Here is a 23,467-nt window from a genome sequence, read left to right on the forward strand (position 1 = left end):
TTTACGTTGCTGGATGCGGGTTATGCGTTTCATGCCGCGACCTTTTGCTGACTCCAAGCGCCGACTGCTTCAAAGATCTGCGCTGCATGATCTTCTTCGAGCGATATCGTCTCTGGAATGGCAATCCAGCCAGAAGCAACCATCTGGCTTTGGTTGGCCGAGTCGCGCAACTGCTTGTAGCAATGCTCGATCACGTCTTCCAGGTGGTCAGAGAGGTAGACGCCATTGGGCGCAATCTCCACTGACTTGTTGTAGCGGTCGCCGCGGGCATCAATACAGAGAACGCTTAGGTAGATCGTCCAGCGGTGGGCAATGCCGCACACGGCCTGCCCAATCTTCCCGGGTGCGATGTTCTTCAGCGACTTGTAATTGATCATGCCCTGGTAACCACTAGGGTCGATGTTAACCACGGCGGCGTGGTTTATGGCCAGCAGCGAACGACACGATCGGTCGATCCGGGCCTTGAGGTTATGCGGTTTACGTTTACTCATTATGCGGCCACCTTCACCAGCCTCACGCCGGCCATGCTGAACCAGGCGCCCTGGTCCGCGACAAGCGCGTCGAGATTTTCCCAATCCACTTTCAGCATCGAGATTGGGGCTTGGCCGTAGGCGACAGCCTTGATCAAAGCTTCTAAGTCGTAGACGTCAGCCTGCATCGCTACCGTTTGAGTGGTTTGCGTTGCGGTAGGCTTCTGGGCTGCCTGTGATACCGGCGCGGCTCTGGTCGGGGCCGACGTCGCGACAGGTGCAGACTGAACTACAGGTTCGACGACAGCCTTGGCTTTCGCTTCATCTTCGATCCGCTGCAGCTCTTCGTTTCTAATCCTCGTCCGGGTGGCTTCTGCTGTCACTTCTTCGGCTTTCTGATGGTCAGAGATTCGCACCTTGATCAGCGCCACCAGGTCCTCGTTGGCCTTCAGAACAAGCTGCTGGAGGTCATTGAACAAAAACGTGTGGTCTACGGCGAGCTCTCCATAGCTCGCCAGGTTGGCGCGAATGCTGTCACCGATCTGACTGGCGGCAATTTTGGCCCGTGCCAACTCCGAGTCGGCGGCGTCGCGCAGGCTGCTGATCGATTTCTTACCCTTGATGGCCCCGGCGAAGTCGGCAGGAACGGCCGGGATGCGGGCCTTACCGTCCAGCGAGGTGTTGATTTGGTCTATGTGCGCCTGCAACGCTTTCGCGGCATCCATGACGATATCTTCGCGGATGCTCACCTTGCGGGCCTTCACCAGCTTGTCGAGCATAAGGCGCTTTGCGCGCGCCTCGGCGCTGATCTCGTCGATGGTTCGGAAAAGGGCGTCGATACTTTCGGTCTGGCTCAGCGCATGTTGTTTGGCCGCGGCTAATCGCTCTTCGACGTCACCGCACCATTTGACGGTCTTCTCGGCGTCGGCGAAGTGCTGGTCCGTTTCCAGCTCGGTGTTGATCGATGCGAAGACAGCCAGCGAGTGCACCTTGAACTGCTCCAGGTTACTGGAGGTCACCATGCCGGTGACTTCGATGCGTAGCGCTGGAAGGCTATCCGGCGTCTTGCCGATCGCTTCGGGCGCGACCTCGGCCGGAGTGAAGTCGAGCAAATCGGCTTGGAACTGTTTCCAGCCGGCAACGAGTGTCGTGGCGCGGCCGGGAATTGGCGTGTATTCCATCGACACGAAGTTGTCTTCTGTGCCGTCGGAGCAAACGAAGATCACTTTCTCGGCGCCGCTCACCAACAGCTGCTGCTCGAGCTGCCAGTAATAGTGCGGGTCAAGGTTCTCGGCCAGCACATCGGCGGCGAGCTGCTCGTTCCACATTTTGTGCTCGAACAGCGTTTCGCCGAGCATGGTGCAGCCGTCGAGCGAGGCGAGCAGGTCGCCGTGGGTCCCGACGATGGGGAACAGGTCTTCGCCGATCCGACCTTCCAGAATTGGGCGAGCCATCGCTTCAGCTTCGTGGCCTTTGTCGAACAGGTATTTCTGCACCCACCACGACACATCGCGGTCGAGGCCGGTCTTTTTGGCGCTGAGTAGTTCGGTGCGCTTCATCTGCTTCGATGCACCCATCATGGCCGGCGCCTCGGAGGCGGTGAAGTAGTTGGCGCGGAGCGCATGCCAGGCTTCGGAGCCCTGAGCGACGTTATGGATTTTCATTCTTGCTCTCCTTCAATGGGGGCGAGCGCTTTGATCTTTACGATCTGCTCTTCGCTCAGGGTGAATTTGCTGCTGACGGTTGCAATCAGGTGGTCAGGTGCTGACCTTCCGGAGTCGACCGCTACGCGCCACTTGGGCAGGTTCTCGGCAAACTTGTCGTCGGGGTAGGGTGTAAGCTCTGCGGTGGCCCGGCCCTTAGGCGGCGAGACATCGCGGATAACCGGGGCGGCTTCTTCGAGCTCGTCCGGGCTGTACACGCCGAGAATCACATCAGGGCAATACAGGCGCGACCAGCGTTTGGTGGCGAGGTAGGCCAACTGCTGGCGAGGATCATCAGCCCACAGCGTGCTGTTGCGGGTGCGGGCCTGGGCCAGCAGTAACTCAAGAACGCGGGGCTCATCTTCGCCGCGGAAGGTGGCCCAGACTTTGACACCCAGGCCTTCCTCATCTTCGAGTTTCCAGCCTGGCTGACGGTATTGTTTGCCTTCGCTATTGGTCTTGATGTCGAACTTGCCGATCACCTTTTCCCAAGCGCCGTACCACTCGTAGTGCAGGCGATCCAGAACCGGTGCGCAGGTGGTGATGACTGCATTCACAAGCTGGGCTTCGTAGCCGAGCACGCCATTCACCAGGTGCGTTTTCTGCGCAACCGCGAAGGGGTTCATTTTCCACTGCATTGATTGCATGACGACCGCCAGGCAATCCGCCGAGTTACCGTTGAAATGCTTCGGCACCGTGGCGCGGCCGGCGGCCATGACGTCGGCAAGGCGCATCATCTTGTCCAGGCTGTCGCCATCGAGCACCAGTGCGCTGGTACTGGTCGCAGCATGAGGGAGGATGTGCAGGGTTTGTTCGTGCGCCACCGGCGCCATGCTTTGTGCGGACATGACAGTTCCTTGCCGCGCACTAGCGCAGCTTTCGAAAGATGTGTGCTATTGAGGGACTGGCGCTGAGAGGGCGCCGAACAACATGAGTGCGGTGCAGGTGCCGTGCGCGAAGAACGAGCTGCGCCAGAATACGAAGCGTCTGACGCGTTGTTGGACTGTCATGCTGCATCTGCCTTGCGCTGTTCCGCCAGATCCGCTGCTCGATCTACCTCCAGTTCTTCGGCCCGGGCAAGGCCGTATTCGTTGGCGTGTGGCCGTATCAGAGCCTCGGCTACATCATGCAGCGCGGTGGGGTGATGCTTGGCCTTGGGCTGGCCCAGAGCCTTGCAAGCCAGGTCGTAGGCGTTGCCGTGTATGCGGCGCCCGTCGGCAACTATCTCGCAAAGCAGTTGTTCTATCGGATATTCACGGTTGTCAGTCAGCAGCGGAGCGATGTGCTCCTGTGCGCCAAGGTGTTCGGCCAGCGCTTCCCACAACAACTGCGGAGTGACCAGGGCAATCGATTTGCCGTGTGCTCTAGGCGCCGTGACATTGTCGCCGCAGATCAGCGAGTTGATTGCATCGTGGAGCCAATCTGGCCCTTCTGGCGTATCGAGAAAATCAGTCATGATTGGCTTCCTTCCAGGCGCCGAGCAAGTACGCAGGCTTCGTTGTGGTCGCGGCGAAAACCCATGACCTTACCGGTACGGTTGTCCACCACATGGAAGAAGTCGCGTCCCGCCGGCTTCACTATCATCCGGTAGGTGACCACCGGTGCCGGCCGACCAATCAACCTGTAGAAATCTGCAGTGGCGATACGGGAGCGCTGATGCAAGCCGTCGACGATGTCGCGGCGCGATTGAATGCTGTGATGCATGGTCGCCTCCAGAGTGGCGGGTATGGGTTCAACAAAATTCGGTTGCACTCTTCTGTTCCGCTGGTTGCCGTTAGGCGCGGAGGGGAGTGCATGCGAGTAAATTGCAGGACGAGAGAGCCCGTGATCAGGCTTTAAACGTAGTGTTGGCCAATGAATCATTAAGGCGTTCTGTAGTCATATCCATGACCTTAATTTTCAGGACGCTCAAATGAAGCGCACAGCCATAATGATCTTGGCCATATCAGGCTCTCTCTTGCTGGGTGGCTGCGTGCCTATCTGGGATGACGGAGGGAGACATGGTCATGACCGTGATCGAGGCTACGACAATGGCCGTGGGTACGATCGAGGGCATGATGATCGGGGTTATGACCGCGGGTATGATCGTGGTGACAATGATCGACGGTATGACCGCAATCGTGATCGTGACGATAGGGACGACTGATCCTTTCAGGCTTTATCTCTGAGCACGTTTAACACGTGCTCTTTGCCGCTTTATACTGCTGCCACTAGTAAGTGGCAGAAGTGACACTTTCTAATCAAGCCGCCTTTACTGACTCGCGCTCTGCTTGAATCCTCAGATATATCTCTTCCCGGTGAACCGCAACATCTGTCGGGGCGGTGATTCCTATCTTCACTTGCTGACCGCTAACGCCCAGCACCTGGATGCTGATGTCGTTGTTGATGCGGATTGTTTCGCCAACGCGGCGGGTGAGTATCAACATGGTCCTTCTCCCTGGTTGTTTTCCCAATGCACCCGGGTAACCAGGTGCATCAGTGAAAATTTCCATTTGCACTGGCCGACGTTCGCTTTCACGTCGATTCCCGTCAGGCCTTTGGCCGTCCAGTCATCACGCAGCCTTTCCAGCTACGCCCTCCGAATGAGGTCTCCTGTGCCCAGCGCCGACATGAGGTCGAATCGCTGCGTACCGTTGCGCGGTACGTCCGCTGGCTATGCATCGGCCAGCTCGGCGTTCATCTGGTTGTTAAAGAGCGGTTGGCTTCGCTTCAGGGATAGTGATGCTTGGCTTGGGATCGAATATGTACCATTGGTTCATATTAATCAAGAACCAAAAGTACATAATTTTCCCGTGGGTACAAAAAAACCGCACAGGGCGGGCTTCTCAATTCGAAAGTTAATAGCTCAAGGCTAATGGATTTCCTCTATGTTGCCGAGGACGCCTTTTTCAGTGACTGGCATAAAATCACCTGCTTCCTGGTTTCTTGAAAGGTAACCGTCTGGCCAACACGTCTTCCTGCGGAAAAGTATATGTGCCATGCGCTTTACCCTAGGGAACGCGCTGTGGCGTGCGAATCGGGGCCACGTTAGGATTGTGCTCTTTTTGGAGACGCTCATGTCAGCACCAGTTTTTGCAGCAGCCCAATGCGCCATTCGTGCTGGCGATATCAGTGCCAACCTGAAGCTGCACATGGATTTCATGCAGCACGCTCGTGAGCACGGGGTGGGGCTATTACTCTTTCCCGAGTTATCGCTCACAGGATATGAACCAACCTTGGCTAAAGCCCTGGCGCAGGATATAGATAGCCCACTTCTCTCCCCCTTGCGACACCTTGCGCGGGAAGCCTCCATGACTACGGTAGTGGGTTTGCCGTTGCGCCTACCCAGTCATGACAAACCGCTAATTGCAGCTTTCATACTCCACCAAGATGGCTCGATTGGTGTCTATACCAAGCAGCATTTACACCCTGGCGAAGAGCAATTCTTTAGTGCGGGTAATGGGGGCGATTTGATGCTTATCGCCGACTTACCCATAGCCCTATCGGTGTGTGCTGATTTCAGTCACCCGGAACATTCATCACACGCTGCAAAACAAGGCGCGCAGTTGTATGCCGCTAGTGTGCTCATCGGTGAAACCGGTTATTCACGCGATAGCTCGCTATTGCAGAACTGCTCAAAGCGTCAGGGAATGGCCGTGCTCATGGCGAATCATGGCGGCCCGACCGGTGGGTGGGCTGCTGCTGGGCAGAGCGCGTTTTGGAATGAGCAGGGTCAATGCGTTGCGTCCACGGACGGCGTGGGGAACCGGTTGCTGATCGTCTCGAAACAGCTTCATGGGTGGCAAGGTTTCGAAACTCCAGTATCCGTTACTTCCTAAATTCGGTGATGCGTTTGAACGCACCTACGCCGCTAAGAGGGCGACCACTTATGCGGCAGCAACTCGTCAATCTCACTCGCCCGCTGCGTCGTAAGCGTCCGGTTAAGTCGCCTTGACGCAAGGGATTGAAGGTAAAGGCGCTGATGCAAGCGTGAGAAGTGGCCAGATATCTATCCAGTTTTTGGACTTGAACCGTTCTTGATAGATCTTTGTTTTCTCCGTGGCAAACTTCCCTGCTGGCCTGATAACCAACCCAAACAGATCATCGAGGCCCAATGGCGCTGCGACCTCGCATGAACCTGACTCTCCTAGTCTGACGGCTACCGCCGTTGCGGTTTCCGGCCAGTAGCGCATTGCGTCGGTCGTTGAAAGGTATGGTTCATCCCCATTCTGAACATGCATTCTGGCTTGGTTTTTTACAGACCACATTGCAGTCGGGTCTAGCCCTCTGAGGAGCGTCTCCAAGGCTTTATCTTCCTCTGGAGAGCAACGTTTATGATCAAACCAAATGACGTCGACGTCTGTTGATACAGGAGAAGGACTGCGCCCGTGTAAATAGTCCCAAACCGCGTTTCGGAGGAAACCTGCTCCTATCCAGCAGTCTGGCAAATTGAGGGAACGCACCATTTTCAGTAGTCGCCAGCGGATGGGATCTTCTGAAATAAGCGCTTGGATTATTGATATATCGTCCACGAGAAACTCCCCTTTTCAAGCTATGCAGATATCCACTGATGCTGCAGCAGTTGCTCGATCTCGCTGGCTCGCTGCGTCGGCAGCCGCGTCAGCACATCCTTGAGATAAGCATAGGGATCATGCCCGTTGATGCGCGCCTACTGGATCAGGCTCATGATCGCCGCCGCTCGTTTGCCGCTGCGCAACGACCCAGCAAACAACCAGTTCGAACGCCCAAGCGCCCACGGCCGGATCAAGTTTTCGATCTGGTTGTTGTCGATGGGCACAGTACCATCTTGCAGGTAGCGCGTTAGCGCTACCCAGCGTTTAAGGCTGTAATCCAGGGCCTTGGCCGTGGCCGAACCCGCGGGCACAAGTTCGCGTTGAGCCAGCATCCACTCATGGAGTTTTTTAGCGATGGGTACCGCTGTTTCCTGGCGTAATCGCCAACGGTCTTCGTCGCTCATGTCCTTGGCGTGCCGCTCGACTTCATACAGCGCGCCAATCGAGTGCAACGCCTGTTCCGCCAACTGACTTTTATTCGCCACGTGCAGGTCGAAGAACTTGCGACGAGCATGCGCCATGCAGCCGATTTCGGTGATACCCAACTCGAAGCTGGCCTTGTAGCCGGCGAAGTCATCGCAGACCAGCGTGCCGTTCCAGGTGCCCAGGAAGTTGCGTGCGTGTTCACCGGCGCGGCTGGGGCTGAAGTCGTATACCACAGCCTTTAGGGCCGAGAACGGCGTAGAGCTGTAGGCCCAAACGTAAGCGCGGTGAGTTTTCTTCTCGCCGGGCGCTAGCATTTGTACTGGCGTTTCATCGGCGTGAACCACGCGCTGGGCCAGCACCACTTCGCGCAGTGCATCGACCAGGGGCTGAAGCTGCACGCCGATACGCGATGAGGCATCCCGTATGCTAACCACAAGGTGTGTTGGGCAGACGCTTACGACGCAGCGCGCGAGTGATATTGCGCAGCTGTTGCCACATAGGTTGCAACCGATAATCGAATCGGTCGCGTTTCGACCAGAGAATTCGTGCGCCTAATCTGTCGTTTCTAACAGTTCAATCTTGAGCCACTCTATAAGGGAGTTGGTTTCTCTTCGCTCGGCATTAACAGGCCGTTTAAAAACAGATATCGCCTGCGGTAAAACTACGCTTTCCGCGCAAGGCTTTGTCAATTCTCCGCTTTCAACCAATCTCCCGGCAGTTCGAGCCCAGCCGACGGCAATACCATGTCCTTCCACTGCGGCTTGAAGCATCATCGGGTAGCTGTCGAAATAACGATTTTTGGTGCGGCCATCTAGAGTGATGCCGAACTCGGCTAGCCAACTGTCCCACTCCATCAAATGAGGAGGCGTAGCCCGGTGGTGCAAAAGTGTGTGGTGTGCCAAATCTGTGACTTTCAATGCCTCCCCCCCTTGTTTATTGAGATAATCGGGACTGCATACGGGGAACACTTCGTCAGAGGCCGTGAATAACAGATGATTCAATCCGCTTGCACGACCAGTGCTCTGGAGAGCAACGTCAAAATGACCACCGAACTCCGTCAACGGTTGGGTAGTGGTAACGACTTGAATCTCGATATCCGGATGTCGTTGGTGGAAGCGAGAAAGGCGCGGCATTAGCCAGTAAAACGCTTCACAAAGCTGAGAGAGCAATACGACCTGATGTCTGCGAGCCGCGCCTCGCAAGCTTTCGGCGACTGAACTGATTTGGTTTAACGCGGCATTCACGACAAGCCCAAGCTGCCGTCCTTCTGGCGTTAAAAAGACCGCACGATTGCGCCTGTCGAAGAGTGATACACCAAGATCCTCCTCAAGCCCACGAATCTGGCGGCTCACTGCTGCTTGAGTGATGTGAAGTTCGTCAGCAGCTCGTGAAAAGCTTTCCAAACGGGCGGCCGCTTCAAAAGGCAACAAGCTGGCGAGTGGAGGAAGTGACTTGCCGAGTAAATTCATAACCGTGGATTATGCATTGAGGGCTGAGAACTCGTTTGTAGCATACATACGGGAACGTTCAAACTTGCGATTACTCAGCCTTGGTGTCGACTATGAACACATCAGCCCATCCTTTCACCCTCGGCGTATTTTTTGCGGTATTCGCAACATTATGCTGGGGTTCAAATTTTATCGTTCCATATGTCACTGGGAACTACAGCATATTTGACTTTCTGGCCGTTAAATTCATGATCGTTGGAGTAATCGGTGTCGTTTGGATGATCGTCGACCGTACCAATGTTCGAGAGTTGACACTTCCTATGCAGACTGTGGCGCTGACACTGGGAGCCATAGGCTATCTAGGGTACAGCGTCTGCATTGCATGCGGAGTTAAGATCAGCGGCCCCGTCCTGACGCCAGCATTCATCGCGGTAGTGCCAGTGATGCTGGCACTGCTTGGAAATGCGCAAAACAAGATATTGGCGTGGCGAAAACTGGCATTGCCTTTATCCATGCTGGTTTTCGGCCTGCTGCTCATCAATATTTTTGCGAACGACACCCCACTCGCCTCGCAAGGGGCCGCCGTGTTCGGGGTGTTTTTTTCTGTTTGTGCCGTGGCGTTTTGGTTAGCGTTCAGTGTGCTGAACCAAAAAGGCCTGAGCAAAATCCCAGCACATTCAACAAGCGCGTGGACAGGACTCATGATGGTCGGGAGCGCGCTGGGCATGCTTCTGATGATGCCTTTGGGATGGGCGTTTAACCTTTTTGAAATGCCATCTCAAGGCGCGAGCTTTGCCAACGCTGGAGGCCTTTATGTGTGGGCATTTCTAATTGCAATTTTGTCGTCCGTATTGGGGGCATGGGCGTGGAACAAATCGTCTCGGTGTTTACCCATGGTGCTTTCGGGGCAACTAATTGCTCTCGAATCCCTTTTCGCGACCCTATTTGGATTGCTTTTTGAACAACGTTTACCAACGCAGTATGAAGTCCTAGGTATGACAGCGGTGTTGGCAGGCGCAGTGCTGGCCATTCGAATGCTCTTCGCATCTCACGAGATGGGGCGAGATAAGCTATCGGCGTCTTAAGCCAACCGCGAGCATATGACACCAAAAGAGTTAGACGACCAGTTGGTGGGAGCTACAGCCCCCAATACCTGTCCTGAGTTGTATTGGCGGGCGCTACCCTGGTTATGCGGGGGTGAGTAGATGACATGGCCGGACGGATACAGCTCGCCTACCAAGAAAGCAGCAGGCACAAAAAAGCCCGCTTGTTGTGGCAGGCGGGCCAGTGCCGAGAGAGTGGAGCCTCGACTCGGTGTTTGGCCTCTAGGCGGGGTGCGGGGTATTGCAAGGGTGGCAGATACAAGAAGCCCGGTGCTGGGCCGGGCTAGCTCATCAGTTACCTTATCAAACGACCCTTAAGCCATGAGCGTCAGGTCTGGCTGGGCCAGTTCTTTCCCTAAGCACGCCTTGCAGAAGGGAGTTCATCTCGTCAAGCGGGAGGTTGAGCCGGATGGCAATAGATTCTTTGGCCAACCGACCCTTTCCAGCATGAAACACGGCGCGCATTTTCAGCACTGCCTGTGCATCCGCCTCATGCCCCGACTGACTCAGTCGCTCAGCGATCCTCTTCAGCTCTACGGCGGACCATTTCAGGTCTGATGCGATACCCTGTAGGTCGCGGTTGAGGGCTTGGTTGGGTTTGGTGAGGGGTATGAGGCGATCTCCTAGATTTAAATGACAGGGATAGGATCAGTGGCAGTGCCGAGTTCCGGCTTTTTTATCGTTATGGCATCCCTGCTTATTGGTTCGAACGCCGTGAGCGATAGCGGATACAGATGTGATTACCAGTGCAGCAGCCAGTATCAATGTGAAGATTTTCTCGACGCACTTCCTGTGGATATTGAAAAACTACAAATCCCCGCCCCGCCAGATTACCCGGCCCAGAATGCGGTGCTCGTTGATTTCTTCATCTGATAGATTTTTGTCTGGGTACTTCGATTTGTCCGGGTTATCGCTGCTAATGATCCATCCATCACCAGCTCTCACCAGGCGCTTCACGATGTTGCCTTCGAGATTGCCCATGACAAAAATCTGACCACTCACTGGCTCTACACGCGACTTATCCATCAGCAACACATCATGGTCGGTGATGGTTGGCCACATGCTCTCGCCGTGGGCATAAATGACTTTCAGATTTTTCGCTTTAACCCCTTTTGCTCGCAACCATTCAGTTTTGAAAGCCAGGGTGTTTCGTACCACCACATGAGGGTTTTCACAGCCAGTTCCAGCAGATGCACGAGCATCGTATTGATCGATGAAAGTGTATTTCTCTCCATCGTTGTCCGAGAGCACGCAAGGCTGGGAAACCTGCGGAACGGACAATGCCTCTTTAGATTTAGAGGATTCGATTACTTCTTGAACTCGCTCTCCGGGACCTGGGCCGGCTCCGTGCTGAAGCCATTCAACGTTCACGTCGAGTGCAGTAGCTAGAGCAAGCATTTTGGCAGCTCCGGGAATGGACTCTCCGTTCATCCATTTACTGGCTGCTTTAGGTGTGACTTTAGCCATTTTGGCCAAGCGAACACCTGCCCCCCACTGAGGGATGTCTTTTGCCACTAGGGCTTTTTTCAGGCGCGCGACGAAGGCTGCCCTCAAATCTTCTATATGAACCATAGGTTCAATATCTCATGAGCTTGCATGTACTTTCAGTTCCGACTTAATATGTACTAACAGTTCATATTGGCCGGAGGGCCATGCCATGAGTGCTCTCAAAGATTCAATCACCAAGGTCGGAGGGGTAGCAAAAGCTTCGGTCATTTGCGGCGTCAGCCAGAGAGCTATCTACAAGTGGATTGCTGCCGACTCTCTACCTCGTACCGAGTACTCAGGTGAAACCCGTTATGCCTATGTGTTGGCTGCTGCTTCGTCAGGCCAGTTCACGGCCGAGTGGCTGCTTTCGGCCGCAATTCCTGGGCAAGCTTTAAAGCTCGCCAGCTAACAGCTTTCCGGTACTTACCCATACAACAAATTTTCGCCCACTCCCCCGATAGGGCGCCACGGAAATAGAGCAGAGGTTTTACGAATGGAAGATTTCCTGCGGGCCTGCCAAAGCGCTGTTTTAGATAACGAGGCGAAACCGCTAGCAGCAAAGATGGGTGTTTCGCATGTGAGCCTGCTCCAGCGCGCAAACCCGGATAACGACGCCCACCACCTGACAGTTGAGCATCTGTTCGGGATCTTGCTGCACACCGGGGATATGCGCCCATTGATAGCACTGGCAGATGAGTTCGGGTTTGACCTAATGCAGAAGATCCCACCACAAGCTCAGGGGCTCACTGCGTCCTTGGCCAGCGTTGGGAAAGAGGTAGCGGAACTCACTATTGCTATCCACACAGCGCTGGAAGACAACCACGTCAACAGCGGTGAGAAATCTCGGATACGCCAAGAGATTAGTCACGTTCGGCAGAGCCTAGATGTAATGGATGCGTCGGTTAAGGCTGCCTGAATTACAGGCAAAAAAAAGCCAGGTTCGTGGCCTGGCTCATTGCTACAACTTGCGAGGCAATCATGAATCTACAAGTCATCTCCGTCAATACCCCTACAAGTGTCGCGACACGTTTTGGTGATTCTGAAAGCGTGTCGCGCTTGAGCTCGCCGATCACCAAGAGCATCTCGATGGTCTTTGACTCAGTCGCATTGGCCGGGAAGGCGTGACATGCAATACACCGTCACGATTAACCAGGTGAAAGCGCAGGAGTGGGGTTTGAACTCACAGCAAGCTCTGCTGTTCGCTTTCGTCTACGAGTGCCCAAGCTGGGCCAATCCAATCAAGACGGACACCGGGATCTATTTTGCGCTCAGCAAGGCAAAGATAGTTGAAGAGTTGCCATTGCTTACTGACAAACCGGACACCGCTTACCGTCTTCTCAAGGCCTTGCGTGATGCAGGCCTTATCGATTTATCCAGCACTTCCAGCATCACTTTGGTTCGGCTTACTGAGAAGGCGAAAGAGTGGAATCGCAAAATCGACGGGTCGGAAAAATATCCGACCTCAGATGCTATCGATGGTCGGATAAAAATCCGATCTACCACGGATAAAAATCCGAGCAAGGTCGGAAATAAATCCGAGCCAGGGTCGGATAAATTTCCGATAAATCAGGGTACCAATTATCAGGGTACCAATCAGGTAACCAGTAATCAGGATTTGCAGAACGGCTCGGGCAAGCCGAACCGATCCGGCCTGAAACTCGTTGTTGATCGTTCTGAAGCGCCACGGGTTGAAATCCCGGCCGACATGCCAGGCCCGAAAGACCAGGCCTGCAAGACCTTCAAGGTATGGGCCAATTATGCCGTGGCTTACCGCAAGCGCTATGCGACGTGGCCGGTCTGGAACGCCAAGGCCGGTGGCCAACTGGGTCAATTGGTTAACCGTCTCGGCGTCGATGTCGCCCATCACGTTGCTGCCCACTACCTAAAAACCAGCGATGCCGCCGTTCTGCGCAAGTGCCATAGCCTCAACGAGCTGTTGGCCAACGCTGAGAGTTACCACACCCAGTGGGTGACCGGTCAGCGCATCAACGGGACCACCGCCCGCCAGATGGAACGCACAGAGGCGAACGTCACAGCTGCGGAGCAGGCTGCGCAAATGGTGCTGGCCAAGCGACAAGCAGGTGACCGCAATGAATACCTCTGAAATGAACGATCAGCAGGTCGCTGGGCTCGCTGCCGCAATTTGCGCGACTGCAGAGGCCATGGGGCAGGAAATGAACCCGGGTACTGCAGCGATGATGGCCGAGGATCTCTGTGTGTACTCGGTGCCTGTGGTCAAAGCTGCGCTGAAGGCTTGCCGCTTTGAGGTGAAAGGTAAGTTGGCCATGACTGACATTCTTCAGCGGGTGCAATCCGCAGACGGTCGTCCGGGCAAGGATGAGGCATGGGCCATCGCAATGACCACCAACGATGAATTTGAAACCGTGGTGCTGACTGACGAAATCCAGCTAGCGCTGGCCGCCGCAAAACCTGTTCTCGATGCTGGCGACAAGGTCGGTGCCCGCATGGCATTTATCAGCGCTTATGAGCGATTTGTGAGGCGGGCCCGCGAAGACACGAAGCCGGTCAACTGGCACGTATCCGTGGGCTTCGACGCCGACCGCCGTATTCAGGCCGTCACCCGGGCTGTGCAGATGCAGCGTATCCCCCAGGAGCGCGGCCAATTGAATCTAGCCGACCTGACACACGAGCCTGTCAGCGAGGATGGTCGTGCCATTGCCGGGTTGCTCACGGGTTCACCTTGCCAGCCTACCGGTGAGGTCCGCACCAAGCTGGATGCGATTCGCGCCGACCTGGCCCGCAAGCGAAAAGAAAAGGCGGATGCTCGTGAAGCAGAGCGTTGCCGAGCTCTGACTGAACTTAATCTTCGTAAAACCCATTTGATCAGCCAAGCGGCTGCCATCCAATCCAAGGAGGCCGCCCATGGCCGATGATGTCGATTTTGCAGATGCGCGTATTGAAAAAGAGCTGGCGTCAGCTCTTGCGGCTCGTGTGATTTACAGCGGTGAGAGCGCCCTTGAATGTGAGTGCGGGGAGGAAATCTCCGAAGGACGCCGTCTCGCAGTTCCAGGTGTTCGTGATTGCATCACTTGTGCTGAGCTATCGGCGTTGAGATTGCGGGGTGTTCGCCGTGGCTGAAGTCGCATTGATCCGCACTGCGCAAGGGCTGGTACCGGCAACTGAGGCGGACCGCGAACTGACCCAGAAGTGGAAGTTGGGCCAAGTCATTCACGGCAAGTTCACCAAAATGCGCAACGCGAAATTTCATGGCAAGTTTTTCTCCATGCTGGATCTGGCATGGGAGTACTGGGAGCCTGTCGGCGGGCTGATTCCGCGGCAGGAGCTTCGCGGTATCCAAGGGCTGGCCAAGTTCTTCGAAGCGCAGAGTGGAAAGCCCGGGCAGTTATCGGATGCAGTGGCGGCGTATATCTCAGGTCTTGAGTTTGCCCGGGCTGAGCGCTTCCCAGCGGTTGATAAAAGCCGCGAAGCCTTTCGTGAGTGGGTGACGATCGAAGCTGGCCACTTCCACCTAGTGCATACCCCTGAGGGTATTCGCAAAGAGGCCAAGTCGATCAGCTGGGCCAACATGGATGACCTCGCATTTGAGCCGCTTTACCGCGACGTGTTCAACGCCTGCTGGCGACTGGTGCTGTCCGCGCACTTTGAAACGGAGCAGGACGCTTTGAGTGCTGCGGATCAGATTGGGGGTTATGGATGAGCATCTCCTCAAGGCAGCCCAAGCCTAAGAAGTGCCGAGTTGCCACGTGCGGGGCTTCATTCAATCCTGCACGTTTGGGCCAGGCCGTATGCAGTCCTGCCTGCGCGATTCTGGATGCTCCGATGAACCTGGAGAGGGCGCGCAAGTCGCTGGCAAAGGTCGAGCGCCGGGAGATCAAGGTTCGTAAGGAGAGGCTGAAGAGCAGGGCGGATCACCTGCGCGAGGCTCAAGCCGTATTCAATGAGTGGGTACGGCTGCGCGACGCCGATCTACCTTGCGTTAGCTGCGGTCGCCACCATGACGGCCAATACCACGCAGGCCATTGGCGCTCTGTAGGAGCGAACCCAGAGTTACGTTTTGAGCCACTGAACGTATGGAAACAGTGCGCTCCATGCAACACGCATCTGTCCGGTAACCTGGTGAATTACCGAACTTCGCTCCTAGAGAGGATCGGTGCTGAAAAGGTGGCTTGGCTGGAGAGGCCTCATCCGGCCCGTAAGTACACCGTAGATGAGATCAAGACAATTAAGTCTGATTACCGAGCAATGATCAGAGAGCTGAAGAGGGCGGCAGCATGACCTATCGCAACGTGGTATCTGCAGTAGTTCGGGCGCTCGCCGCCGAAAGCATCAACTCCACAGGTGGCTGTGACTTTGAGCCCAAGGTGCAATGCGCAAAGCAGAAAGGTCAAATCGTTGGCAAGGAGGCTTCGTTTCTTCTGGATTGCTGGGTGTTCGGGCGTCTGCATAAAGCGCTTAATCAGCAGCACTGGCGTGTATTGGTGGCAAAGTACTCGACGCATGTTGAGCGCAAACACACTGCTATCGCGGAGCTGACACGGTCTGTAGGATCGCCAGCACCTAAACGCTTCCTGCACTGTGCCGTGGTGACCTGGGCACTACCTAAGCGTCCCGGAATGGACGGAAAGCGCTCCACGAACGTATTGCCCGCAGGCTGGTACGAGATGGACAATTGGTCCGACGAGCCTTATCCGATCAAGACCCAGGAGCGGTGGCGGCGAGAGATTCGCAAGGCACTGGAGCGAGAGGTGGATGAGGCTTTGTTGTTGGCTCAAGTGCTACTGGATGCAGAAGGACTCATTGAAACAAAAGCTGCTTGACTTAGATTGAGCCACTGATCCAATATACATCCATCCTGTTATTCCTGCGTGTGTAGGAGTAAGCCGAAAATAGCCTCGCCAGAGAAATCTGCCGGGGCTTTGTTGCATTCGGCCTAGGAGGTTTTATGCCAAGAGCACAACGTCGACACGACACTTCACGTATCAAGGCGCGTTTTTACAGAAAGCAGCGGGGGAATGCCTGCTGGACAACTGACCCGCGCAATGCCGGGCTGTTCTCCAATCATGGCAAAGTTTGCTCCTGTTGGATGTGTGGCAATCCGCGCAAGCAGGGGGAGCTCACACTTCAGGAAAAACTTGCGAATCTACAGCACGGCAATTGATTTTTGCCCGACTCTATTGTCGGGTTTTATATGCCTCAACGTAAGCCTAGATGGTATCTCAACTGTGCCCACCGTGGTGATACTCCGATAAGGTTAACTGCATTTTCTGTCGTGCCATACTTGTCAATTGGATCATCATGTTGATCAGGCCAAGTGGAAAATCCGCATACAATAACGGCAGAGGTCAACTCAATCCTTCCATTGGCTGACTGCCTGAAGTAGTCAGGGTGAGATGTGCCCAATTGCTCCAGTTTTAAAGAAAATTGATTGCGCCAGTGCATTTCATGGCTCGCACATTCTTGAAGCAAAAGCGGATCATTTATCCTTGACTTTGTACTTTTGAACTCTTCGATGAGTCTTGCAGATGTCAGCCAATTGAAGCGACTCCGGGGCGGGACATTTAATGCGCTGTTGCCTCCCGTAAGTGCCGCATAAGCGCGCTCAAGCGTAGTCGTCGCATGGTTTAAAAGGCGCGAATTTTCTTGTTGTGAGTCTTCTCTTTCTCGAATAGAGGTGGACAGTGTTTCATTCTGTTGAATCGCTTCGCGGGCGGCCTTTGCGCTAACTGCACTAGTAATCGCTGATGTCGCGGCAGCCACTGCTGCTACAGCAGTAACTACTAACGTCCAGTCGTTAACATCCATTCTATTTACCTTAGATTCGTCTCGTCCTTTGAGCCTGCTTCAAAATCTCAGCCATCGTCAATAGGTCCGAGTATGGATTTTTTTCACCGCATGCTCGACAAGCTCGATTGGGCAATTGCTGGGCTACTCGGGGCTGTAGCTGCCGCTTGGTGGCACCGAGACGACTTAGTTAACCGTAAAGCCTGGGCTGTATTTATCTTTTCGGGCGCTGTCTGCGCTCATTACCTGACCGGTCTAGTCAGTGCTTACTTCGAAATTGATGAGCCTCGCAGCGTGGCCGGTGTCGGCTTCCTGCTGGGTACCTTCGGCGGATCGCTGATTGCTGCGATAACCCGAGCTATCAAAACTGCTGATCTGTGGGCGTTGATCCGCCAGCGGTTCGGGGGAGGTGGTCCATGATCCTCGAATACATCAACGCCTATTCCGCTGGCGTCATTGCGCTATGGGCTACCTGGTGCATCTTGAGCGGGAAGGTTCGCGACGGGGTGGTGGGCAAGATCATCTACGCGGTGATTGCCTTGAGTGGCTACTCGATCCTGGCCCGCAATGAGCGAATGTTCTTTTCGCCAACGATTGCCGGGACGACGCTGTATGTCTCGCTCGCTCTGGCGGGTACCCGGCATTGGTTCATGGTCATGTACTGGCCACAAACCAAAGCATGGCTTTGCCGCAAGCTTCACTGCGAGCACTGCTTGCGATGTGACAGGACAACAGGAGGTGTCGAGCAACCCAACAAGTAATCCGCACCTTGAACACATAAAAGGCAATATGCCGGCATTGGCTGTTTTTTGATGCGCGCCTTGGTGACATCAAGCTACGACTGTTTATTCTTGAAGAGGTGATGGTGTAAAGTCCCCACTACAGAAATCATAGGAGTGAGCGAACCTGGCAGAACACGACCTGCACCACGGCACCTGTTACAACGGTGATCGGGAACTACGCCCCAGTAACCATTAACCAGACCAACGTCAGCAAATGTGAAAACCAGGTAGGGGATTCAATTTCCCCTAGCGAAAACAAGAGAAACACATCACCTACTAAATCCCATCATGGAGGGACGAAGATGAAAAAACGCACCCAAGGTAACAAGTCGAAGTTTAGAAATGTAACCGCAGGCGTTGTGATGCTGGGATCGCTACTGGATGTGTTTGGTGTACATTCCGCTCAATCCTATGATTTTTGATTTAGAACTTCTCCTGCCTCGCTAAGCCCCATCGAGGCCCTGCAGAAATATGGGGTATGACCATGACGAGGCCATACCCCAGCGCCATTGCTGGGCCTATCCGATCTGTCCGACTTTGGTATCCGCTTGACCCCGGCCTCCGATGTTTGGGGATGGCTCCAAGCCCAGATTCTTACCGACTCCGACAGTAACCATAACGAAGACCATGCCCACCTATTGGATGCCGATATCCGAGTCACGTGGGCGTCGTCTAGTGCTGCTGAGGCTGTGCGCATGCTCAAGAAGCGTGATACCGCAACTGGCGGTCCGGTAAGAATGCTGGTGAGCAGACGAGGAGCTGGCGCTTGTTGATGTGCTGCCGGATACCAGAAAAGGGTAGGAGTGCCGCAGGTAAGTGCGGCACTGTTGATTCACTCTGTGTCGAGCATCCGTTGCGCCACACCTTGCAGGTAAGTGATCAGGTGTTCGACCTGGTCAAATGAGGTTGCTAGCGGATAGTCACCGAGAACAGCCCTCAAGATGTCGTGGTGATCAACATAGAGAACATCGCCATCGATGTAAGAGATGTACTCAGTATTCGAAAGGCCGCGCATCGTTGGGATGTCTATCGCATTGGCGCCATATTCGATCGTCACATCAAGCTTTATGAATTCACCTTGCCAGTCAGTAGGGGGGCTTCACCAATATCGGCAAAGCACCACCATTTCAATCCCCTCCCAAGCTCTACCTGAGATATTTTATGATAATCAAACAACCCGACTGGGAGGCAATCGAACGTGCCTACCGGGCCGGGTTGCTTTCCATCCGAGAGATCGCATCCACCCAGGGCATCACCCATGGCGCAATCAATAAGCGCGCAAAGCGTGATGGCTGGGAGCGAAACCTCAAAGCTAAGATCCAGGCCAAGGCTGATGCGCTGGTATCCAAACGCGCGGTATCCACTCTGGTATCCACCAAACAGGCGGATACTGAAAGAGAGATCATCGAGGTCAACGCAGAGGTCATTGCGAGCATCCGCATGGCTCACCGTGGAGACATCTCCCGCGGCCGGCGACTCACCAACAAGTTGCTGGATGAGCTGGAAGGCCTGACCGACAACCGTCATCTGTTCGATGAACTGGGTAAGTTGATGCGTTCCGAGGACGACAAGGGCCAGGACAGGCGCAATGATCTTTATCAGAAGATCATCGACCTACCCGGGCGCTCCAAGACCATGAAGGAAATGGCTGAGACGCTGAAGACCCTGATCGCGCTGGAGCGCCAGGCCTATGACCTCGACACCAAAACCGGCAATAGTGATGCCGACGAACTCTCGAAACTGATGGACGATCTATCGAAGGAAGCCTGACATGAAGCCCGAGCACTTGAAGCTGCTCCGGGACAAGCGTTGGCGGATCAACAATCTCTACTTCATCACCGACAAGCAGGGCAAGAAAGTCCGCTTCCGGATGACGGACGAGCAGATCGAGTACTTCGAGGGGATGCACACCCGCAACATCATCTTGAAGGCTCGCCAGCTTGGCTTCACCACAGAGTGCTGCATCATCCAGCTCGACGCCGCGCTGTTCGAATCGGCCAAGTGCGCCCTGATCGCTCACACCCTGAACGATGCCAAGCGCCTGTTCCGTAAGAAGGTCAAATACGCCTATGACAACCTGCCTGCCGAGATACGCGCTGCCAACCCTGCTTCTAACGATGCTGCTGGTGAGCTTGTCTTCAGCAAGGGCGGATCGCTCTACGTGTCCACATCCTTCCGGGGCGGGACTCTACGGTTCTTGCACGTATCCGAGTTCGGGAAGATTTGCGCCAAGTTTCCTCACAAGGCCCGAGAGATCGTCACCGGCGCCTTCGAGGCTGTCGCCACGGATTGCTTCGTCACGATTGAGTCGACGGCGGAGGGCCGGGCGGGCTATTTCTTCGATTACTCGCAGAGCGCTGAGCGTCAGCAACTGGCCGGTATTCCCCTGGGCCTGCTGGACTGGAAGTTTTTCTTCTTCTCCTGGTGGAAGAACAAGGCCTACTGGCTTGACCCAACTGACGTGGTCATCCCGCAGCGCCTGACCGACTATTTCAACGAACTGCACGTCAAGCACGAGATCGTCACTAATGATGGCCAGCGCGCCTGGTACGCAGCCAAGGAGAAGACGCTCGGCGACGACATGAAGCGGGAGTACCCATCGATCCCTGTCGAAGCCTTCCAGCAGTCGGTCGAAGGCGCCTATTACGCCCAGCAACTGACCAAGCTTTACGCTCAGCAGCGTATCGGCGTGATCCCGAGCAACAGCCACTTGCCGGTGATGACCTTCTGGGACATCGGCGTCGGCGACTCCACGGCCATCTGGTTCGTGCGCCAGGTAGGCGAAGAGTTTCACATCATCGATTACTACGAGAACAGCGGCGAAGGTTTGCGGCACTACATGAAGGTGCTTAAGGGTAAGGGGTACACCTACTCCGAGCACTGGGGGCCACACGACATTGATAACCGGGAATTCGGCAGTGATGCCAAAACTCGCCGGGAGCTGGCCCGCGAGGGCTACGACATCGACGGACAGAAATACAGCATGTCGTTTCAGGTCGTACCGAAGCTCGGAATCAACGATGGCATTGAGCAGGTACGCGAGATCCTGCCCAAGTGCGTGTTCGACGAATCGAAGTGCGAGGAAGGTATCGCCTGCCTTGAGAACTATCGCAAGGAATGGGACGACAAGCGCGGCTGCTGGAAAGACAAGCCGCTTCACGACTGGACCTCTCACGGCTCAGACGGATTTCGGTACTTCGCTGTCGCCAAGAGCGCGAGAAAGCCGGTCACATCAATCAAAATGGGATACGCCCGATGAGCAACGACGTCTCCTTCAAACGGGCGGAATACATCGAAGTGCTGGATCGGTGGGCTTCAGTACGCGATGTCTGCGCAGGTCAGCACCGTGTTGTCTCTCGGCTGCCGTACATCAACGCTCACGACAAGTCGCCTGAGAACGCTGACCGCAACAAGGCCTATCGCGAGCGAGCAGTATTCAAAAACGCCACGGGGCACACGCGTAACGGGTTGTTGGGTCTGGCATTCCACAAAGACCCAAACCTCACAGCGCCGAAGAAGCTTGAGTACCTTCAGGACAACGCCAACGGCTCTGGCGTGAGCATTTATCAGCACTCTCAAGGCACGCTGGAAAAGGTGCTTGAGGCTGGTCGTCATGGTCTCTACGTTGATTACCACCAGGACGAGGGGGCAGGTGGTCACTCAGTGATTCTGTCGTACTGCGCCGAGGACATCATCAATTGGCGCACCGCTATGGTGAACGGTCACAACGTTCTGACACTGGTTGTGCTGCGGGAGTCGCCAGAAGTCGCTGACGGGTTTGGTTACAAGACTGTTGAGCAATACCGGGAGTTGGCCCTGGAGCCCGATGGCTTCGTTTGCCGCGTCTGGCAAAGAGCCGGGCCGGAAGGTGGTGGCCCGCTGGCGGTTATCGATACGTTCACCCCTACGGGTGTTGCAGGACGGTTGAAAGAAATCCCGTTCACCTTCGTTGGTGCACAGAACAACGATCCAACCATCGATGAGTCACCGCTCTACGACATCGCCATGATCAATCTGGGGCATTACCGCAACAGCGCTGACTACGAAGACAGTGTCTTCTGGTGTGGCCAGGCCCAGCCATTTATCTCGGGGCTTGATGAGAACTGGCGCGATCATATGGAGAAAAACGGCATCTACGTTGGCTCCAGGGCGCCGATGTTGCTTCCCGCGGGAGGAGCCTTCGCCTATGCACAACCACTGCCTAACACATTGGTTAAAGAGGCCATGGCCGACAAGAACCAAATGATGATCGAGCTGGGCGCCCGAATGGTTGTGGCGTCGATGTCGTCCAAGACAGCTACCGAGGCTCGCAGCGATCAGTCCGCATCAACATCCGTTCTGGCCGGCTGCGTAGCCAACGTCAGTGAGGCTTACACCCAGGCAATCATGTGGTGCGGCGCTTACATGGGCATTACCGAGGAAGTCGCCTATCAGATCAACCAAGAGTTCGTGGAGCTGACGGCTGATCCGCAGATGATCACAGCGTTGGTTGGGCTGTGGCAGAACGGCGGGTTCGCCAAAGCAGACCTTCGGGCCTACCTGCGCAAACTTGGTCTGATAGCCCCGGAGCGCACAGACCTGCAGATCGATAGCGAACTGCAAGAGCAGGGCGATGGTCTTGGTCTGGATGATGAGGATCAACCTAATGGCAGCAAACCAAGCGATCTTTGACGCGACGATCCGGCACGCGGTGTTCCTCGAAAAGCTGAAAGCAGGAGAGGTCGTTAAGTTCGCTCCTTTCCTCAAGGAGATTGACCGGGCAATACGTGAAAGGCTCACCAAGTCAGATTTGACCGAGTACAACGTCAAGCGGCTCGAGGCGCTGCTGAAGGAAGTCGACAGCTTGCTGCTGGCTATCTTCGATCGCTACAGCGCGCAGTTAAATCTCGACCTGGTGGACATTGCCAACTACGAGGCTGAGTTTGAGGCTACAAGCCTGGTCAGATCCGCACCGGTGGGTCTTTCATTGGAAATGGCGGTACCGACTGCTGCTGCGATCCGCGCCGCAGTTCTGACGAATCCCCTCAGTGTGCGTGGTACCGCTGGTGGGAAGCTGCTTAAGACCTTCATCAAGGGCTGGATCGTCGCGGAGCGCGAGCGTGTGGCTGGCACGATCCGGCAAGGCTTTTTCGAAGGGCGGACGAACTTCCAGATTATTCGTAACGTTCGCGGTACCAAGGCGGCCGGCTACAAGGATGGCATCCTGGCGACCACCAACCGCAATGCAAGCACGGTCGTGCACACAGCAATCCAGCACGTGTCGTCACAGGCGCGTATGGAGGTGGCCAAGGCGAATACCGACGTGGTGCTTGAGATCCAGATGATTGCCACGCTGGACAGCAAGACCAGTCAGCTGTGCCGCTCGATGGATAAGCGCAAGTTTCAGGTTGATGCCGGGCCAAGGCCCCCGTTCCACCCGAATTGCCGCACAACCTTCATTCTGCTCACCAAGCTCAGTGAAATGTTCGTAAAGGGCGCAACGCGGGCTTCAGTAGGTACCAACGGAGGTCAGCAAGTAGGTGCTGACCTGGACTATTACCACTGGCTTCAGCAGCAGCCAGCAGCGTTCCAAAGCGAAGCCCTTGGGCCAACCAGGGCTAGGCTGTTCCGTGAAGGTGGCTTAAGTGTTGAGCGTTTCGCAGAGCTACAACTGGATCGCAACTTCGCCCCCCTGACATTGGCGCAGATGAAGGGGCTAGAGCCGCTGGCATTTGAGCGAGCCGGGATCTGA

General features: G+C 55.3%; 29 protein-coding genes and 3 pseudogenes. 18 read left to right on the forward strand and 14 right to left on the reverse strand.

Annotation, left to right across the window (positions count from 1 at the left end):
* Nucleotides 1-29: 29 nt before the first annotated feature.
* The 5 genes from AOC04_RS07260 to AOC04_RS07280 all read right to left on the reverse strand — a co-directional run bounded on the left by AOC04_RS07260 (nt 30) and on the right by AOC04_RS07280 (nt 3,877).
* Nucleotides 30-491 carry a hypothetical protein gene (locus AOC04_RS07260; protein WP_060691947.1) on the reverse strand — a complete coding sequence of 154 codons (462 nt, stop codon included), beginning with the start codon at nt 489-491 and terminating at the stop codon, nt 30-32.
* Complete coding sequence (locus AOC04_RS07265) at nt 491-2,134, reverse strand: YqaJ viral recombinase family protein (protein WP_060691948.1); 1,644 nt, start codon at nt 2,132-2,134, stop codon at nt 491-493. Before AOC04_RS07265 ends, AOC04_RS07260 begins: the two co-directional genes overlap by 1 nt.
* On the reverse strand, nt 2,131-3,021 hold the full coding sequence (locus tag AOC04_RS07270; RefSeq protein WP_060691950.1) for a RecT family recombinase: 891 nt from the start codon (nt 3,019-3,021) through the stop codon (nt 2,131-2,133). The genes AOC04_RS07265 and AOC04_RS07270 overlap by 4 nt, the downstream gene beginning before the upstream one ends.
* A gap of 158 nt (nt 3,022-3,179) precedes the next feature.
* Nucleotides 3,180-3,629 carry a hypothetical protein gene (locus AOC04_RS07275; protein ID WP_060691952.1) on the reverse strand — a complete coding sequence of 150 codons (450 nt, stop codon included), beginning with the start codon at nt 3,627-3,629 and terminating at the stop codon, nt 3,180-3,182.
* Entirely contained in the window at nt 3,626-3,877 is a 252-nt protein-coding gene (locus AOC04_RS07280) for a hypothetical protein (protein ID WP_060691954.1), read from the reverse strand. The genes AOC04_RS07275 and AOC04_RS07280 overlap by 4 nt, the downstream gene beginning before the upstream one ends.
* A gap of 302 nt (nt 3,878-4,179) precedes the next feature.
* On the opposite strand from AOC04_RS07280, the gene AOC04_RS23750 reads away from it, so the two are divergent.
* Entirely contained in the window at nt 4,180-4,341 is a 162-nt protein-coding gene (locus AOC04_RS23750) for a hypothetical protein (RefSeq protein ID WP_157883475.1), read from the forward strand.
* 72 nt (nt 4,342-4,413) lie between these two features.
* Here the strand turns inward: AOC04_RS23750 and csrA are convergent, their stop codons facing one another.
* Nucleotides 4,414-4,599: a carbon storage regulator CsrA gene (gene csrA / locus AOC04_RS07285; RefSeq protein ID WP_060691956.1), complete on the reverse strand. Its 186-nt coding sequence runs from the start codon at nt 4,597-4,599 to the stop codon at nt 4,414-4,416.
* A 630-nt stretch (nt 4,600-5,229) separates the two neighbouring features.
* On the opposite strand from csrA, the gene AOC04_RS07290 reads away from it, so the two are divergent.
* Complete coding sequence (locus tag AOC04_RS07290; RefSeq protein ID WP_060696895.1) at nt 5,230-5,991, forward strand: carbon-nitrogen hydrolase family protein; 762 nt, start codon at nt 5,230-5,232, stop codon at nt 5,989-5,991.
* Between the two features lie 102 nt (nt 5,992-6,093).
* On the opposite strand, the gene AOC04_RS07295 is transcribed toward AOC04_RS07290, so the two are convergent.
* From AOC04_RS07295 to AOC04_RS07305, 3 genes and pseudogenes are all read right to left on the reverse strand, one after another.
* On the reverse strand, nt 6,094-6,684 hold the full coding sequence (locus AOC04_RS07295; protein WP_060691959.1) for a nucleotidyltransferase family protein: 591 nt from the start codon (nt 6,682-6,684) through the stop codon (nt 6,094-6,096).
* Between the two features lie 20 nt (nt 6,685-6,704).
* Nucleotides 6,705-7,553, reverse strand: a pseudogene (tnpC, locus tag AOC04_RS07300) (IS66 family transposase); the annotation flags it as partial.
* Nucleotides 7,554-7,703: 150 nt separating this feature from the next.
* Nucleotides 7,704-8,621, reverse strand: a complete 918-nt coding sequence (locus tag AOC04_RS07305) for a LysR substrate-binding domain-containing protein (protein ID WP_060691961.1) — start codon at nt 8,619-8,621, stop codon at nt 7,704-7,706.
* A 92-nt stretch (nt 8,622-8,713) separates the two neighbouring features.
* On the opposite strand from AOC04_RS07305, the gene AOC04_RS07310 reads away from it, so the two are divergent.
* Entirely contained in the window at nt 8,714-9,685 is a 972-nt protein-coding gene (locus AOC04_RS07310; RefSeq protein ID WP_060691963.1) for a DMT family transporter, read from the forward strand.
* A gap of 444 nt (nt 9,686-10,129) precedes the next feature.
* On the opposite strand, the pseudogene AOC04_RS24435 reads toward AOC04_RS07310, so the two are convergent.
* From AOC04_RS24435 to AOC04_RS07315, 3 genes and pseudogenes are all read right to left on the reverse strand, one after another.
* Nucleotides 10,130-10,315 (reverse strand): annotated as a pseudogene (locus AOC04_RS24435) (hypothetical protein); the annotation flags it as partial.
* Between the two features lie 36 nt (nt 10,316-10,351).
* Nucleotides 10,352-10,468, reverse strand: a complete 117-nt coding sequence (locus tag AOC04_RS24440) for a YHYH domain-containing protein (protein ID WP_354381313.1) — start codon at nt 10,466-10,468, stop codon at nt 10,352-10,354.
* A 42-nt stretch (nt 10,469-10,510) separates the two neighbouring features.
* Nucleotides 10,511-11,275, reverse strand: coding sequence for an XRE family transcriptional regulator (locus AOC04_RS07315; protein ID WP_060691965.1), 765 nt, complete (start codon nt 11,273-11,275; stop codon nt 10,511-10,513).
* Between the two features lie 85 nt (nt 11,276-11,360).
* On the opposite strand from AOC04_RS07315, the gene AOC04_RS07320 reads away from it, so the two are divergent.
* From AOC04_RS07320 to AOC04_RS07355, 8 genes are all read left to right on the forward strand, one after another.
* Nucleotides 11,361-11,600 carry a helix-turn-helix domain-containing protein gene (locus AOC04_RS07320; protein WP_010657130.1) on the forward strand — a complete coding sequence of 80 codons (240 nt, stop codon included), beginning with the start codon at nt 11,361-11,363 and terminating at the stop codon, nt 11,598-11,600.
* Nucleotides 11,601-11,684: 84 nt separating this feature from the next.
* Complete coding sequence (locus AOC04_RS07325) at nt 11,685-12,107, forward strand: phage regulatory CII family protein (RefSeq protein ID WP_060691967.1); 423 nt, start codon at nt 11,685-11,687, stop codon at nt 12,105-12,107.
* A 210-nt stretch (nt 12,108-12,317) separates the two neighbouring features.
* Nucleotides 12,318-13,295, forward strand: a complete 978-nt coding sequence (locus tag AOC04_RS07330) for a hypothetical protein (RefSeq protein WP_060691968.1) — start codon at nt 12,318-12,320, stop codon at nt 13,293-13,295.
* The gene (locus AOC04_RS07335; RefSeq protein WP_060691971.1) at nt 13,282-14,085 is read left to right on the forward strand and encodes a hypothetical protein; all 804 of its coding nucleotides are present in this window, start codon (nt 13,282-13,284) and stop codon (nt 14,083-14,085) included. Before AOC04_RS07330 ends, AOC04_RS07335 begins: the two co-directional genes overlap by 14 nt.
* Entirely contained in the window at nt 14,075-14,290 is a 216-nt protein-coding gene (locus AOC04_RS07340; RefSeq protein ID WP_060691974.1) for a TraR/DksA C4-type zinc finger protein, read from the forward strand. Before AOC04_RS07335 ends, AOC04_RS07340 begins: the two co-directional genes overlap by 11 nt.
* Nucleotides 14,283-14,870 (forward strand): DUF1367 family protein, encoded by a 588-nt coding sequence (locus AOC04_RS07345; protein ID WP_060696896.1) that lies wholly within the window; start codon nt 14,283-14,285, stop codon nt 14,868-14,870. Before AOC04_RS07340 ends, AOC04_RS07345 begins: the two co-directional genes overlap by 8 nt.
* Nucleotides 14,867-15,448, forward strand: coding sequence for a recombination protein NinG (locus AOC04_RS07350; protein ID WP_060691976.1), 582 nt, complete (start codon nt 14,867-14,869; stop codon nt 15,446-15,448). Before AOC04_RS07345 ends, AOC04_RS07350 begins: the two co-directional genes overlap by 4 nt.
* Entirely contained in the window at nt 15,445-15,990 is a 546-nt protein-coding gene (locus AOC04_RS07355; protein ID WP_060691978.1) for a hypothetical protein, read from the forward strand. The genes AOC04_RS07350 and AOC04_RS07355 overlap by 4 nt, the downstream gene beginning before the upstream one ends.
* A 376-nt stretch (nt 15,991-16,366) precedes the next feature.
* On the opposite strand, the gene AOC04_RS23760 is transcribed toward AOC04_RS07355, so the two are convergent.
* The gene (locus tag AOC04_RS23760) at nt 16,367-16,975 is read right to left on the reverse strand and encodes a hypothetical protein (RefSeq protein ID WP_125878533.1); all 609 of its coding nucleotides are present in this window, start codon (nt 16,973-16,975) and stop codon (nt 16,367-16,369) included.
* 72 nt (nt 16,976-17,047) lie between these two features.
* On the opposite strand from AOC04_RS23760, the gene AOC04_RS07360 reads away from it, so the two are divergent.
* The 3 genes and pseudogenes from AOC04_RS07360 to AOC04_RS24445 all read left to right on the forward strand — a co-directional run.
* Entirely contained in the window at nt 17,048-17,374 is a 327-nt protein-coding gene (locus tag AOC04_RS07360) for a hypothetical protein (protein WP_060691980.1), read from the forward strand.
* On the forward strand, nt 17,371-17,715 hold the full coding sequence (locus tag AOC04_RS07365; protein ID WP_060691983.1) for a hypothetical protein: 345 nt from the start codon (nt 17,371-17,373) through the stop codon (nt 17,713-17,715). Before AOC04_RS07360 ends, AOC04_RS07365 begins: the two co-directional genes overlap by 4 nt.
* A gap of 505 nt (nt 17,716-18,220) precedes the next feature.
* A pseudogene (locus AOC04_RS24445) lies at nt 18,221-18,413 on the forward strand (putative metallopeptidase); the annotation flags it as partial.
* A gap of 155 nt (nt 18,414-18,568) precedes the next feature.
* On the opposite strand, the gene AOC04_RS07370 reads toward AOC04_RS24445, so the two are convergent.
* A complete protein-coding gene (locus AOC04_RS07370; protein WP_060691984.1) occupies nt 18,569-18,793 on the reverse strand; it encodes a hypothetical protein in 225 nt (74 codons plus the stop codon).
* A 104-nt stretch (nt 18,794-18,897) separates the two neighbouring features.
* On the opposite strand from AOC04_RS07370, the gene AOC04_RS07375 reads away from it, so the two are divergent.
* From AOC04_RS07375 to AOC04_RS07390, 4 genes are read left to right on the forward strand one after another with little or no spacing between them, the layout of a single operon-like run.
* Nucleotides 18,898-19,506, forward strand: a complete 609-nt coding sequence (locus AOC04_RS07375) for a hypothetical protein (protein WP_060691986.1) — start codon at nt 18,898-18,900, stop codon at nt 19,504-19,506.
* Between the two features lies 1 nt (nt 19,507).
* Nucleotides 19,508-20,995, forward strand: coding sequence for a terminase large subunit (locus tag AOC04_RS07380; RefSeq protein WP_060691988.1), 1,488 nt, complete (start codon nt 19,508-19,510; stop codon nt 20,993-20,995).
* Complete coding sequence (locus AOC04_RS07385) at nt 20,992-22,407, forward strand: DUF4055 domain-containing protein (protein ID WP_060691990.1); 1,416 nt, start codon at nt 20,992-20,994, stop codon at nt 22,405-22,407. The genes AOC04_RS07380 and AOC04_RS07385 overlap by 4 nt, the downstream gene beginning before the upstream one ends.
* Complete coding sequence (locus AOC04_RS07390) at nt 22,382-23,467, forward strand: phage minor head protein (protein ID WP_060691992.1); 1,086 nt, start codon at nt 22,382-22,384, stop codon at nt 23,465-23,467. The genes AOC04_RS07385 and AOC04_RS07390 overlap by 26 nt, the downstream gene beginning before the upstream one ends.

This window comes from Pseudomonas versuta, from assembly GCF_001294575.1.
Classification (GTDB): domain Bacteria; phylum Pseudomonadota; class Gammaproteobacteria; order Pseudomonadales; family Pseudomonadaceae; genus Aquipseudomonas; species Aquipseudomonas versuta.